The following is a 13,783-nucleotide window of genomic DNA, read 5'->3' as shown; positions in this document are numbered from 1 at the left end:
ACTGCCTTCAGGCGCGGGGCCAGAGGCACGAGGCGAGCGGTTCAGAATCTTTGCTCTATTCTTCTCCGTCATTTCCTGCTACCCCCTTGCCTCTCGCCTCGGCCCTCTTGCCATCTCATTATTCCCACTCAATCGTGGACGGGGGTTTCGAACTAATGTCGTAGACGACCCGATTCACGCCCTTCACTTCATTGATAATCCGGTTCGACATGCGGCCCAGGACCTCATACGGAATCTTGGCCCAGTCGGCGGTCATGCCGTCCACACTGGTCACCGCACGAATGGCCACGACGTTGTCATAGGTCCGTTGATCGCCCATGACGCCGACAGTCCGGATCGGCAACAGCACGGCAAAGAATTGCCAGATATCCCGGTAGAGACCCGCACCACGGATTTCCTGATCGACGATCGTTTCCGCCCCACGCAGGATCGCCAGTCGTTCCTTCGTCACGGCGCCGAGCACCCGAATCGCGAGACCGGGACCGGGGAACGGCTGCCGCCAGACGATCTCATCCGGCAAGCCCAATTCCTTGCCCAGCACACGGACTTCATCTTTAAACAGTTCGCGCAATGGCTCAATGAGCTTCAACTTCATGCGAGCCGGCAACCCGCCCACGTTGTGATGCGTTTTGATCGTAGCCGACGGGCCTTTGAAGCTCACGCTTTCGATCACGTCCGGATACAGCGTGCCCTGGACCAGGTACTTGATGCCCTTCAGCTTCTTGGACTCTTCGTCGAAATTCTTGATGAACTGCCGGCCGATGATCTTGCGCTTCCGCTCAGGATCGGACACGCCCTTGAGGGCGGCCAGAAAGGGCTCGGTCCGGTCGAGGATCCGCATATTGAGATGCATCTGCGAGGCAAAGGTCTTCTTCACCTGCTCGCGCTCGCCCGCCCGCAATAGTCCGTTATCGACAAAGACGCAGGTCAGCTGATTGCCGATGGCCCGATGGGTCAAGGCTGCCGCCACGGACGAATCCACGCCGCCGCTCAGCGCGCAAATCACACGATCTTTCCCCACCTGCTCCTTGATCTGCTGCACCGCCGTTTCGACATAGGACTGCATGGTCCAAGTCGGGGTGCATCCGCAGATTTCGTAGACGAAGTTTTTGAGAATCGCCGCCCCTTCCGGCGTGTGCGCGACTTCCGGATGGAACTGGAGACAGTAGATACGCTGATCGCCGTCAACCCGCTTCATCGCCGCCACAGGCGAATTGCTCGTATGGGCAATGGAGCGGAAGCCCGACGGCATGCGCTCGATCCGGTCCCCGTGGGACATCCAGACGACCGTCGATTTTCCCTCGCCGATGCCTTTGAACAAATCACTGCGGTCATCGATCAGCAGATCCGCCCGGCCATACTCACGATGCGGCGCCTTCACGACCTTCCCGCCTGACAGATGCGTGACCAGCTGCATCCCGTAACAAATGCCGAGGATGGGAATGCCCTGCTCGAATAACTCTTTTGGAACGGAAGGCGCCTTCTTTTCGTAGACGCTCGACGGCCCGCCGGACAGGACGATGCCCTGCGGGCGATAGGCGAGAATCGTCGCCAGCGACGCCGTACAAGGCAGAATCTGCGAGTAGACCTGCGCCTCGCGAATCCGCCGGGCGATCAGCTGGGTATACTGCGAACCGAAATCGAGAACCAGAATTCTATTGTGCCAAAGTTCCATGGTTTAAAGAGCGTATCGCTGATGGCTGATAGTTCAGAAAGAGGATTCGGCAGGTCGTGAAGAATCGGCATCCGGCGCTTCTGCTATCAGCTATGCGCCATCGGCCATTCGCTCCGGCTCACTCCCAATCCATCCGGTAGTTCGGTGCTTCTTTGGTGATGATCACGTCATGCACGTGGCTTTCGCGCAGGCCGGCCACCGTCTGTCGAATAAACGTCGCCTTCTGCTGAAGATCCGCAACCGTCCTGCACCCGCAATAGCCCATGCCGGACCGGACCCCGCCGACCAGCTGATAGACCACCGCCGACAACGGGCCTTTATGCGGCACGCGGCCTTCGATCCCTTCGGGGACCAGCTTCTGCACCGGACGCCCGCCTTGACCGTAGCGATCTCCGCCTCCCCGTTCCATGGCGCCGATCGAGCCCATGCCGCGATACATCTTATAGGTCCTGGCTTGATACAATATGGTCTCGCCGGGCGACTCTTCCGTGCCCGCCAACAATCCGCCCAACATGACGGACGAAGCGCCGGCCGCCAAGGCCTTCACAATATCGCCGGAGAACTTGATCCCCCCGTCGGCAATGATGGGCACCCCGGTTCCGCGCAAGGCTTTGGCGCAATCGGCGATCGCGGTCAACTGCGGCATGCCCGCGCCTGATACGATGCGCGTGGTGCAAATCGACCCGGGCCCCACGCCGACTTTCACCGCATCGACCCCCATCTTGAGCAGGTCCTTCGCCGCGGCCGCCGTTGCGATATTGCCGGCGATCAATTCCAAATCGGGATGATTCTTCTTGAGGCGCTTGACGGTATCCAGCACCGCCTGGGAATGGCCGTGCGCCGTATCCACAACCACCAGATCCACACCGGCTTTCTTCAGCAGACTCGCCCGCTCATCGGTGTCCGGTCCCACGCCCAGCGCCGCGCCGACGCGGAGTCGCCCATGCGCATCCTTGCAGGCATTGGGATACTTGATCCGCTTTTCGATGTCCTTGATCGTGATGAGCCCCTTGAGCTCGAAATGCTTGTTCACGACCGGCAGTTTTTCAATGCGGTGCTCGTGCAGGATCTCGCGGGCCTTTTCCAAACTGGTGCCTTCAGGCGCCGTCACCAATTTCTCCCGCCGCATCACCTGCGACACCTTCAGATCCATCCGGGTTTCAAACCGCAAATCACGGTTCGTCAGAATCCCGACCAGCTTCCCCTGTTTCGTCACGGGAATGCCGGAAATCCGGTATTTCGCCATGAGCGCATGGGCATCGCGAATGGTCTGATCGGGGGAGATGGTGATCGGGTCGAGAATCATCCCGCTCTCGGATTTCTTCACCCGGTCGACTTCCGTGGCCTGATCCGCCGGAGACAGCACGCGATGAATGATGCCGATGCCGCCTTCACGGGCCATGGCAATGGCCAACCGCGACTCGGTGACCGTATCCATGGCCGCGCTCACCATCGGAATATGGATCCGGATGTTGCGCGTCACATTGGTGTGCGTCTCGACTTCATTCGGCAACACCTGCGACTTCGATGGGATCAGGACCACATCGTCGTAGGTGAGACCCAATCGCGGCTCTTTATCCAGCATGCTCTCCTCGCCCTATCCCCGCTGCGCGTCCGTTAGGCCCGCTGCGCGTTCTGCCCTTTGTCGAGCTCCGCCATGGCTTCGGCGTCTTCCTGCAGCCGCTCGCTGCCTTCGTCGGCCGGCATGAATTGCTGCACGCGGGTGTTCCCGCTATCGACGACAAACACACTGCCCTTGGCATCGACCGCGATGCCGTACGGGAAGTTGAACTGCCCGTCGCTGTTGCCGTAGCCGCCCCACTGCGTAATGTAATTGCCTTCCTTGTCGAACTTCTGGATGCGCTGGTTGCCGGCATCGGTCACATACACATCGCCCGCGCCGTCCACCGCCACGCCCCAGGGATTCCGCAGCTGTCCCGCCTCCTGGGCCAAGGCGCTGCTCGCGTGCCCCGCTTCGGCGCTGCCGCCCCACTTGGTCAGCAACTGCGGCAGCACGTTCGTGCTGGTGTCGAATTTCTGGATGCGGTGGTTACCCATGTCCACGACGTAGACGGCGCCGTCGTTCTGATCGACGGCGATGCCGCGCGGGAAGTAGAACTGCCCGTCGCCGCTGCCGAAGCTGCCCCAGGCCATGACGAACTCGCCGGCCATGTCGAACTTCTGCACGCGGAAGTTGGCGCTGTCCACCACATAGACGAAGCCGCGCACGCGATCGACCGCAATGCCCCAGGGGGCATTGAACTGGCCTTCGCCGTTGCCGCGCGATCCGAACTTCATCAGGTACCCGCCGAGCTTGCCGTCGAATTTCTGGACGCGGTGGTTGTTCGTATCGACCACCCACACATCGCCCTTGCCGTCGCAGGCGATGCCGGTGGGATTGTGGAAATTGGCGTTGGCCGATCCGAAATTGCCCCAGAGAATAATGAAGTTCCCGGCATTGTCGAACTTCTGAATGCGGTTGTTGCCGTTATCGACGACGAACAGCGACCCCTGCTGGTCCACGCACAAGCCATACATCGGGGCCATGAACTCGCCGCCATGCAGCAGCGACGCGCCGCGGCCCGGCTTGCCCCACTTGGAGACGCAGAGATAGCCCGAGGTATTGACCAGAATCGTGGCGCTGGCGGGCGTCGAAACGTTGTTTCCGACGTCCTTGAACCAGACATAAATCGTCTTCTGCCCGTCGGACGGCGACAGAATGAACGGAATCGTCGCGCCGAACTTGACCGCCGACGTGACCTCGACCCAGCCGGGCGTGCCCGCCATCGGTGTCAACGGACTTTCTGAGATGAAGTAGGCGCCGACTCCGGTATCCAAGTCGGTGGCCGAAATGGTCACCACCACTTCAGGCGAATTCGTCATGAACGCGCCATGATTGATGACCGCATAGGGATTCTGCGGCGCCGTGATATCGATGAGCACCGGGATGGCCGTCACTTCTTCGGACAGTTCGCTTTCGGCTCCGTCTTCAAACACGGCGCTGATCGCATAGAAGTAGGGCGTGTCGTTGGTCAGTCCTGTATGGGTGTACGGGTTGGTAACCCCCTCGACCTTGGTTCCGCTTTGCAGCGTCAGATTCGGCACGGTCCCGAAATACAGGTTGTAGGAGACCGCCCCGGGCACATCCATCCAGCTCAAGAAAATTTCCGTATCGCCCGGCTTCACCGCGACGCTGCGCGGAGGCTGCACCGTGCCGGCCGCCGGCGCCTTGGCGGACCGTTCTTTCCCGCGCGAGATTTCTTCCTCGGTCGGCACATACTTGACGACCCGGTTGTTGCCGCTATCGACGACATACACCGCGCCTTCTTTATCGACCGCAATGCCGTAGGGGAAATTCAACTGCCCCTTTGTCTTGCCGCGATTGCCGAAGGAGCAGAGGAACGTGCCGTTGCCGTCGAACTTTTGAATCCGGTGATTGCCGCTATCGACCACGTAGACATTGCCGAGGGAGTCGCAGGCAATGCCCCAGGGCGACTTGAATTGTCCGGGGCCGTTGCCTTCACGCCCCCACTTGGTGAGGAAGCTGCCGCGCGCATCGAACTTCTGAATGCGGTTGTTGCTCTCGTCGGCCACATAAATATTGCCGACGAAATCCACCGCCACGCCGCGCGGGAAAAAGAACGCGCCGTCGAAGCTCCCGTCACGCCCCCACTTCAAGAGCGGCTGGCCGTCGGCTTGAAACTTCTGAATGCGGGCGTTGCTCGTATCGGAGACGTAGACGTTGCCCTCTTGATCCGTCGTGAGCCCCCAGGGCACATCGAACTTGCCCATGTCGGCGCCGCGCCAGGCGAAGCCGAACTTGCCCCAGGCCTTCATCACGTTGCCTTCGAGATCGAACTTCTGCACGCGGTTGTTGCCGCTATCGGCGACGTAGAGCACATCGTCCGGCCCAACGGCCAATCCGCGGGGATAATAGAAGCACCCTTCCTGCGAACTCGGTTCACTGCCCCACCGGGCCAGGAACTTCCCGTCCTTCGAGAACTTTTGGATCGAATGATTATCGGTATCGGCAACATAGATGTTGCCGTCTTTGTCGAGCGTAATGCCGGTGGGAGAGCTGAATTCGCCGTCATCCGGCCCTTCCTGGCCGATGACCATGGCCAACAGATAGGGCGATGGAATGGCCATGACTTCCTGCGATTCCGGACTCTCGCCCTTTTGCGTCACGACCGTCACCACATAGTGGTAACAGGTTCCGTTCGCCAAATCGTCATGCACGAACGGCGAGGTCGATCCCTCCAGGCAGCTCGCCTTCTCCTTCTTCACCCCGATGACCGCCTTGAAATCTTCAGCGCTGGCAATCGGGCGCGTGAGTTCGGAGAACTTGATCTGCACGCCCTTTGTCGTCTGGAAATAGAGGTTGTAGTACATGGCATCGGGCACCGGATCCCACGTGATCGTGACCCGGCCATTCCCGGGTTTCGCCTGCACGTTTTGCGGGGGGGGCGGCAGCTCTTCATCCGCGGCGACCGAATCGCCGGCACCCCATTCACTCTGAGTGCCTTCGGCAGATAAAACCAGCCGATCGAACCGGAACATCTCGTCGAGAAGCCATGCCTTCATCATAGGTGTTGCCTCGTGTTGCTAAAGCGGTCCCGTGCCAAGAACAATGGTTCTTTCAATAACTTAGGATTGGACTGGCGAGTCTAACAAAGGGCTTGAAACAGAGTCAAGGCGAGGACTGCCGTGGAATCTGCGCGTTCCCCCGTCGTCACCACCACACACTGGCTATCTCGATGCGCCGGCAGAGGCGCCCGGCGCCAGTTCACACGGCTAGGCGTGCTCGAGCGGCTCATCGGCCAATTCGCCATTGCCCCTCGAAGGATGAGCGCCCTCAGCCGCTTCTTCGGGCATACCGCCCTGGGCGCAGAGCGTTTCCTCCGCCGCTGTTTCCGCGAGGACCTCGCTGTCGCCCTGATCGCTCAGGGTTTCTTGGGCGGCCGCGTCGATCGGCCCGCCACTCGCGCGATCTTCCGCTATCAGGAGATCGGCAGCTTCGCCCGATGCGCCATCCTGCCCGGTTAACACCACCTGCTGTTCCACCACCTGCTCCACCCTATCGGCCGGCGGTACTTCGCCCTCTACGGCCAGCACATCCGCCTCACCGATCGGCAGCATCGACTGCTCCGACTCGCCCAGCTCTTTGAACTCGCGCAAGGGCGGAAGCTGCGAGAGATCGTTCAGCCCGAAATGCTCAAGGAAGAATTTCGTGGTGCCATACATGATCGGGCGGCCCGGCACTTCCTTGCGCCCCACGATGCGGACCAATTTCCGCTCCAGCAACGTCCGCACGACCCCCGAGGTTTCCACCCCGCGAATTTCCTCGATTTCCGATTTCACGATCGGCTGCTTGTAGGCGATGATCGCGAGCGATTCGAGGGCCGACCTGGACAGCTTGGCCGCGGATTTGGCCTTGTCCAACCGCTTGATCCAGGAGGCATACTCCTGCTTCGTCACCAGGCGATAGCCGCCGGCGATCTCGGCCAGCCGGACGCCCCGGCCCTCGTGCTCCAAATCCTGCCCCAGTGCTTGCAAGGCACGCACGATCTCCGCCTTGCTGACATCGCCGATCACGGCGAGCAGCCGCTGGACGGACAGCGGTTCCGGCGAGATAAACAGCAGCGATTCCAGAATGCCTTTCAGCTCCCGCTCTGCGATCGCTTGGACGGCCGCGCTCTGCTCGACCGGCGCTTCACCGGCACTGAGCTCGAACGTCTCCGGAGCGTCCGTACCAGGGCTGGCTTCCGGCGCGGCGATCACGTCGGTCATTTCGTCGGTCATGGGCGTCATGTCCCCCTCCATTCAGCATCCGAATCATCCAGCTCGGCAGGGTCCGGCACGAGAGAAAACGCCCGCGACACCAGGATCGGCCCGAACGTTTCTCCTTGAAACACCCGTGCGACACGCAGCCTGATCAGCTCCAGCAAGGCCAAGAATGTCACAATGATCACCAGCCGGTGGCAGGATTCTTCGAACAACGCGGCAAAGGCCACGGAATCCTTGCCCTCGAGCGTTTCCAGAATCACATTCATCCGCTCACGAACCGTCAAATTATCCGGGATGATCTCGATCAGTTTTTTCCCCGCGGGATTGCGCTGCATGATGCCGTTCAGCGCGTCCACGAGATCGAACAGGCTCACATTTTCGAGCAGGGTTTCATCGGACTCGACTTCGACGGGCGGGCCCGGCTCCCGGCTGAAGATCTCGCGCCACATCTTTTCCTGCCCATCGAGCTGGCGGGCCGCTTCTTTATACGTCTTATACTCCAACAGGCGCCGGACCAATTCTTCCCGCGGATCGGGGCCGTCCTCTTCATCCTCCGCCGCTTCATCGGCCGGCAGCAGCATCTTTGACTTGATCTGCAACAGCGTCGCGGCCATGACGAGGAATTCCCCGGCCACGTTCAGATTCAACTCCTTCATCGCCTCGACATACTCCAGGTATTGCTGGGCAATCATGGCGATGGGAATATCGTAAATATTGATTTCGCTTTTCTTGATGAGATGCAGCAGCAGATCCAGCGGCCCCTCGAAATTCTCGATGCGGACCTGGTAGGGAAGCTCAGTCTGTGCGAACCCGTCGGTGTGTTGCTCCACGGGTGGCGTTATACCAAGTTATAGGGGGGTGGGGCAAGCCTGAAACTATATATGGTGGGTCGAGCTAAGATACTGATTTACTTCAGCTTGAGGGCATAGGCGACTAACACAGCGGCCATCAGGAGAAAAAATAGCGTCACACCATACTGCATGGCAGGGGATTGCCCCCCCTTTCCCTGCCCCTCTGGCGAGACCCCTTTTGCGCCAGTCATCGTCGGCGCCTGATCGAATCGCACCTTGGCAAGATCTTCTCCTCGCTTGAACTCCGCATTGGAGAAATCGGCGGTTTGAAGAAACTGGGCGCCGGCAAACTGGACGTTCCCGGCAAACACCGCAAACCCGAAGAAGGCCTCCCGGCTAAAAATGGCATCGGCAAAGCTCACGGTCTTCTTGAATTGCGCTCCGGAAAACCCTGTCCCGAGCCCAAACCGTGCCCGGTCAAACTGAACCGGCTGTTCAAAAACCACCTCCAAGAACTCGGCCATGCCATTGAAGAGACTCCCCTGACAATCAACCGCTCCCCGGAAGACCGACCGATGAAATCTCGTATGCGGACCAAACCGCGTGTCGACACAGTGGAACGCCTCGGCAAATTGCCCCCGGATAAAATAGGACTCGCGCTCGAATACCGCCCGATCGATGGTGACTACTCCCTGAAACACCGCCCGCGAAAGATCCACCCCGTCCTTGAACTGCGTGCCCTGAAGATCGACGGGACCGGCGAACTGCACCGTGCCCTTCGCGGACTGATGGCGCAGGGCCCCCTCCACAATCGAATCGCGAATCGTGATCGGTCCCTGGATGACCCGTAACTCATCCGCCTCGATGGAATTGAGCGCCGCCTGCTGCTCAGGGGTAAGCCCCTTCGGCACCTGCGATTGATACAATGGCAGTTGATCGACGATGAGATCGCCCTGCACTACGACCCCAACGAGATCGACGGCCTGCCCCTGCGCGATGGTCTTGAGAATAGCGGCCGCCTTCACCGCATTCGCTTCCCGGTCGGAGCCGGTACAGTCGGCGCCAAGATGCACCATGAGCGGGCCAGGTTTCCCGGCTGGTGAGGACTCGACCGTACAGGCCGCGGCCGCCAGGCTTGCCGGGAGAAACACCGCCACCCCCACGGCAACGACAGCCGCCACAACACAAACCGATCGAAGAAACCGCGTTTTCAACATAGTCATGACCGCCGTGATTCGAAATGCCCCCTGCCAAGGCAAGGTGAGCGATTGGTGTGAGTAGCAGAGCGCGATGCAAACAGAAGAGGCGCGAACAATGGGGAGCTACGAGACCGTCACCAGCCCCTCAACGATGGCCCGATACTCCTCCTCCGTCAACCCGTGCATGCCGAGGCTCAATCGCCGGCTCAGTTCCGCCTGATCCGGGATCTGCAAGACCCGCTGCAACAGCGCATGGGTGTCCTGGGGGGAAGAGGCCCACTGCTTCGTCAACGCGACACGGACAAAACCGAAGCGTGCTTCGGTCTTAAAATCGTCCCGCAGAAACTCATCCATGTCATGAAGCGGCAAGACCGGCGAGGTAATGGCCACATCCGCACAGATCCCCGCCTTCAATACATAGATCAACGCATGGGAATCCGGCGTCAGCAACTTGGCCAGATTGTCACGAATCAGAGCCGTGCAACAACCCCATAGCCCATGGGACAGTTGCAGTTCCGCACTCTCGATCGAACTCCGCTCTCGGAGCGTGCCAGCCACAAAAATGAAATGACTCATGCGGCTAGCTGAGGCCCCTTCGGCAAGACACAAACACCCTTCTCAAACGCCGGCCCACTCCACGCACACAACCTTGGGCAGACCAGACGATCGCTAATTGTTCCGATAATCGTCGGTGTCGTCGAGCAGGTCTTCGGATTTATCGAGGAAATCCACATCCTCGTCATCGTCATTAGCATCGAGGGCGAGATCTTCCTCCTGCATATCCTCTTCGATCTCACCTTCCATCTCCAACTCATCGTCGGCGATGTCCTCATCGAGCTCGACCTCTTTGGGCGCCTCAATGGCTGCCGGGATCGCGGCAACGGGCTTTCGTGGAGCCTCCTCGACCTGAGGAGCGGCCGCCTTCGCGGCAGGCGCGGCAGCCTTCTTCGGCGCCGAGGCCTTTTTCTTGGCCACCGGCTTCTTCACAACCGGTTTCTTCTTGGCCACCGGCTTTTTCGCGGCAGGCTTCTTCTTGGCGGCGGGCTTCTTCGTCGCCGGCTTGGCGCGCTTCACGGCAGCCCGTTTCTTGACCGCCTTTTTCGCCGCCGTCTTCTTAGCCGGCTGCTTGGCCTTGGCCTTTCCCGACGACTTCTTTGCGGCTTTCTTCTTGACCTTCGCCATCAGTATTCCTCCTCTAGAGTCCACAACGCCTGGCGTCTCGCATTGCGGCCTCCATCTAGCATGAACCTATAGCCTCTTGCAACCAGCATATTCGCCGGACTCCCGCCCCCGATATTTCCCCTAATGAGAGCGGGGAAACGGCCGGCATCACGCCGATGCCGCCTCCCCGGTCACACAATCGTCGAGCCGTCAGCCTAAAACAGTAACAGCCCGGCAGACTAGCCGGGCAAGGCTCCCTCCGTGATACACTGATTAAGTGAGAACATGGCGAAAACGAGTCTTACAAGGCCGAAATAACGGCTCATCCGTAGAGCAAGAAAAGGAGCGTCGATCCCGTGAAGTGGTCACTGAGCATCGTCATGAGCAGTCTTCTCGTCGGGGGGTTAGCCTGGCCAATCTCTGCGACGCCGCCATATACCCTGATTATGATCGAGGACGGGTCACCCTATTTCGCGCCGGTTCGGGCCACCGTCGCCAGCGGCAGCCCCGTCCGCTGGGATAACCCCACGCCGACGCACCATACCGTGACCCACAATGGCTGCATCGAAGACGGCAGCCCCTGTTTCTTCGATTCCGGAACAATCCCGCCGGGAGAGCAGTTCGATCTTCAGGGCCTCCCCCCGGGCCGCTACGCCTACCACTGCCGCATTCACCCCATTATGCGGGGCGTGCTCACGGTGACAGACGCGGCATTAGGTCCCTCTCAACTCTAGAAGGATAGTAAAATCTTCCCAGCGGCATTCTCCCTTCCGGCCACAAGGGACAAGCCGCAAGGGACAGAATGGCAACTGCATGGAGGGGGCCGCCTCCACTTGATACCTGCCTCTTGTAACGTGTCACGCCATTTGGTCTTGCGAGAGCACCGGTCGCTCCTGTAGGCTGCGCCTTCCCACGGGGGACGATCGCACATCATGAAGCCCGTAGCTGCAGTTCAAGAACCGCTCCACCTGACCGGCGAGACGCTGAACCTCCTCGCCTGGCACATTCCCGACCTCGTCGCCTATCAGCATCGCGAAGACGAATACTGGCTGGCGCCGCTCGACGACAATTTCCCGCTCATCCGGCTGAACCTGACCGGCATCGAAATGCTCAAGTCGATGAACGGCCACATCACCGTTGGCGCCCTGCTCGAAAAATACGGCAACAAAGTCTGCGGGCCGGACGGCCAGCCGGGCCAATGGCACCTGGAACGCTGGGCCACTCCGAACTACTCCCTCTGCTACTTCGGCACCGAGCCGCCGGGCGGCCACCGGCACAAGGCCAAGTGGGATATTCTCCTCCAGCAGATCCGCGAAGGCTGGTCCGGGCAGGAAGGGTTCGAGGGAGAAGAGCACCTGGAAGACTTCCATCATCACGAGCTGACCCACAGCGCAGAGGACGACGGCCACTTCGACCTGATCGAAACCACCGTCTCACACCTGTTCCGTGAGCCGAACGACGCGCTCGCCGGGCTCACCTATGGCCGGCTCCTCATGCGGCAACTCCGCAAGCTGGGCTGGTTCAATCCCAAACCGAAAGTCATCCTCGAAATCGGCGGCGGGCTCGGCTATGTTGCGCGCGAACTGGGCAAAGAACTGCTTCCGTTCGAAAGACAGTCCATTAAATACATCTCACTCGACATCACCAGTCCGTTCCTGAAGCTCCAGACCAAGCGGGCCCAAGAAGGCGGCTGGGGCGGACTCGGCACGCGAGCGAATGCCGAAGCGCTGCCCTTCACGGACAACTCCGTCGATCTCGTCATCGACAACGAAAATATGGCCGACATGACGCCGGTCAAACTGACGCGCCAGGAGCTGCTCACCAACAAGGGTGAGACCGAGCAGCACCAGGAAGCCCTGGACTGGATCAGACGGCTCCGCCTTCCGATCGAAACGAATCCACCCGACGAGGTGATTTTCAATTTAGGCCCCATCCGCTTCGTCGCCGAACTCTGGCGGGTGCTGAAACCAGGAGGCCATGCCTTCCTGACCGAATTCGGCATTGAAGAAGGCTGGCCCGCCCCGGTGAAGCTGCCGGGCCATACCGAGTATGAAGTGCAATATTCCCACTTGAAACAGGCCGTGCGCTGGCTGGGCTTCCAAGAGCGCTACCTCTCGCTCCCCCAATTCCTGGCGATCAAGCCGGACACGAAGGTGCTCTGCACCGGCGCGGCCTATACTATTCAGCGGTTCTGCCAGGCCATGAACAAGCCCTTCACTGTCCGCGCCTACACCGAAAGCGAGCTGAAGCAGGCGCTCGGCGACATACTCCCCAAAATCCACGGCGCGCACTACCACGACGTGGTCGATCCCGCCTGGTTCGGCCTCATCGACTTCAAAGTGCTATTGCTGGAAAAGCCCGGCGGAGCCCCGAAAGCCCAATTCACCGAGACCAAGGGCTATCGGTGGTATTCGCAGAAATAAGGCGTGAAATGTAAGGCGTGAGGCGTAAAAATTGGCTTGGAGTGCTGTGAAGCAGCGCCAGCAAGAATCGCCCCTCTACGCAACAGCCTTTGACCTCCGCACTTCTTTCATTACGCGGAGTCCGATCTGATCCTCAGCAACTTCAAGATCGTAGCGGCTCTGCAAGTGAAGCCAATACTGCGGACTCTGGCCGAGATAGCGGCCCAGGCGTAACGCCAACTCTGCCGTCATAGACCGCTGCCCACGCACCACATGGCTAATGCGCATAGCAGGAACGCCAAGTTCCTGAGCCAGTCGATACTGCGACAAGCATAGCTCTTCAAGGATCTCCCTAAGGTAGACACCAGGATGTACTGGGGTGATACGTGCTCTCACCATACCCCCTCAACTATAGCGGAAACCCCGACTCGTTAGGCTGCAAATTCAACCCGCACAGTACGCCCCAGACGGGCTTCGAGCGTAATCAGCATTTCGAGGCTGAACTTATCCCATTTGCCGCGCACGAGATCGGACACGCGGGACTGTGCGATACCCAAGCGCTTGGCCGCTTCCGCCTGGGTGAGTTTCTGCTTCTCGATGTAGAGGCGAAGATCGCTCATCAAATTGGAGCGCATCTGGAGCACGACCGCCTCAGCCGGATCGAACCCGAGGTCCGCAAAGACATTGCCGCTCGACTTTGTCGTTTTCTTTTTCATGCTCGAACTATGCTCATTCGTCGCGCAAGTGACGTTGGGATGCGACCGAGCG

General features: G+C 59.9%; 12 protein-coding genes. 2 read left to right on the top strand and 10 right to left on the bottom strand.

The annotated features are described in order from the left end of the window. Window positions 1-118: 118 nt before the first annotated feature. From guaA to RI101_04135, 8 genes are all read right to left on the bottom strand, one after another. Window positions 119-1,675, bottom strand: coding sequence for a glutamine-hydrolyzing GMP synthase (guaA, locus tag RI101_04170; GenBank protein ID MEC4889235.1), 1,557 nt, complete (start codon window positions 1,673-1,675; stop codon window positions 119-121). Window positions 1,676-1,793: 118 nt separating this feature from the next. Further along, window positions 1,794-3,260 carry an IMP dehydrogenase gene (guaB, locus tag RI101_04165; protein ID MEC4889234.1) on the bottom strand — a complete coding sequence of 489 codons (1,467 nt, stop codon included), beginning with the start codon at window positions 3,258-3,260 and terminating at the stop codon, window positions 1,794-1,796. Window positions 3,261-3,292: 32 nt separating this feature from the next. Further along, window positions 3,293-6,262: a 6-bladed beta-propeller gene (locus tag RI101_04160; protein MEC4889233.1), complete on the bottom strand. Its 2,970-nt coding sequence runs from the start codon at window positions 6,260-6,262 to the stop codon at window positions 3,293-3,295. A gap of 207 nt (window positions 6,263-6,469) precedes the next feature. Further along, window positions 6,470-7,486 carry an SMC-Scp complex subunit ScpB gene (gene scpB / locus RI101_04155; GenBank protein MEC4889232.1) on the bottom strand — a complete coding sequence of 339 codons (1,017 nt, stop codon included), beginning with the start codon at window positions 7,484-7,486 and terminating at the stop codon, window positions 6,470-6,472. After that, window positions 7,483-8,292, bottom strand: a complete 810-nt coding sequence (locus RI101_04150; GenBank protein ID MEC4889231.1) for a segregation/condensation protein A — start codon at window positions 8,290-8,292, stop codon at window positions 7,483-7,485. The genes scpB and RI101_04150 overlap by 4 nt, the downstream gene beginning before the upstream one ends. 77 nt (window positions 8,293-8,369) lie before the next feature. Then, entirely contained in the window at window positions 8,370-9,476 is a 1,107-nt protein-coding gene (locus tag RI101_04145) for a hypothetical protein (GenBank protein ID MEC4889230.1), read from the bottom strand. A 99-nt stretch (window positions 9,477-9,575) separates the two neighbouring features. Beyond that, a complete protein-coding gene (locus RI101_04140) occupies window positions 9,576-10,028 on the bottom strand; it encodes a hypothetical protein (protein MEC4889229.1) in 453 nt (150 codons plus the stop codon). Window positions 10,029-10,121: 93 nt separating this feature from the next. Next, window positions 10,122-10,634, bottom strand: coding sequence for a hypothetical protein (locus RI101_04135; protein ID MEC4889228.1), 513 nt, complete (start codon window positions 10,632-10,634; stop codon window positions 10,122-10,124). Window positions 10,635-10,969: 335 nt separating this feature from the next. Between RI101_04135 and RI101_04130 the strand changes: the two genes are divergently transcribed. Next, entirely contained in the window at window positions 10,970-11,347 is a 378-nt protein-coding gene (locus tag RI101_04130) for a hypothetical protein (GenBank protein ID MEC4889227.1), read from the top strand. A gap of 198 nt (window positions 11,348-11,545) precedes the next feature. Beyond that, a complete protein-coding gene (locus RI101_04125) occupies window positions 11,546-13,036 on the top strand; it encodes a class I SAM-dependent methyltransferase (GenBank protein ID MEC4889226.1) in 1,491 nt (496 codons plus the stop codon). Between the two features lie 75 nt (window positions 13,037-13,111). On the opposite strand, the gene RI101_04120 is transcribed toward RI101_04125, so the two are convergent. After that, window positions 13,112-13,414 carry a HigA family addiction module antitoxin gene (locus RI101_04120; protein ID MEC4889225.1) on the bottom strand — a complete coding sequence of 101 codons (303 nt, stop codon included), beginning with the start codon at window positions 13,412-13,414 and terminating at the stop codon, window positions 13,112-13,114. 32 nt (window positions 13,415-13,446) lie between these two features. Continuing rightward, window positions 13,447-13,731 (bottom strand): helix-turn-helix transcriptional regulator, encoded by a 285-nt coding sequence (locus RI101_04115; protein ID MEC4889224.1) that lies wholly within the window; start codon window positions 13,729-13,731, stop codon window positions 13,447-13,449. Window positions 13,732-13,783: the final 52 nt, after the last annotated feature.

This window comes from Nitrospira sp. (genome assembly GCA_035968315.1).
Taxonomy (GTDB): domain Bacteria; phylum Nitrospirota; class Nitrospiria; order Nitrospirales; family Nitrospiraceae; genus Nitrospira_D.
Note: the sequence above shows the minus strand (reverse complement) of the source record. Positions and strands in the feature narration are given on the sequence as shown.

What these genes read in the sequence shown, in the direction of transcription:
- guaA (MEC4889235.1), bottom strand. Translation starts at nt 1,675, where the DNA reads ATGGAACTTTGGCACAATAGAATTCTGGTTCTCGATTTCGGTTCGCAG.
- guaB (MEC4889234.1), bottom strand. Translation starts at nt 3,260, where the DNA reads ATGCTGGATAAAGAGCCGCGATTGGGTCTCACCTACGACGATGTGGTC.
- RI101_04160 (MEC4889233.1), bottom strand. Translation starts at nt 6,262, where the DNA reads ATGATGAAGGCATGGCTTCTCGACGAGATGTTCCGGTTCGATCGGCTG.
- scpB (MEC4889232.1), bottom strand. Translation starts at nt 7,486, where the DNA reads ATGACGCCCATGACCGACGAAATGACCGACGTGATCGCCGCGCCGGAA.
- RI101_04145 (MEC4889230.1), bottom strand. Translation starts at nt 9,476, where the DNA reads ATGACTATGTTGAAAACGCGGTTTCTTCGATCGGTTTGTGTTGTGGCG.
- RI101_04140 (MEC4889229.1), bottom strand. Translation starts at nt 10,028, where the DNA reads ATGAGTCATTTCATTTTTGTGGCTGGCACGCTCCGAGAGCGGAGTTCG.
- RI101_04135 (MEC4889228.1), bottom strand. Translation starts at nt 10,634, where the DNA reads ATGGCGAAGGTCAAGAAGAAAGCCGCAAAGAAGTCGTCGGGAAAGGCC.
- RI101_04125 (MEC4889226.1), top strand. Translation starts at nt 11,546, where the DNA reads ATGAAGCCCGTAGCTGCAGTTCAAGAACCGCTCCACCTGACCGGCGAG.
- RI101_04120 (MEC4889225.1), bottom strand. Translation starts at nt 13,414, where the DNA reads ATGGTGAGAGCACGTATCACCCCAGTACATCCTGGTGTCTACCTTAGG.
- RI101_04115 (MEC4889224.1), bottom strand. Translation starts at nt 13,731, where the DNA reads ATGAAAAAGAAAACGACAAAGTCGAGCGGCAATGTCTTTGCGGACCTC.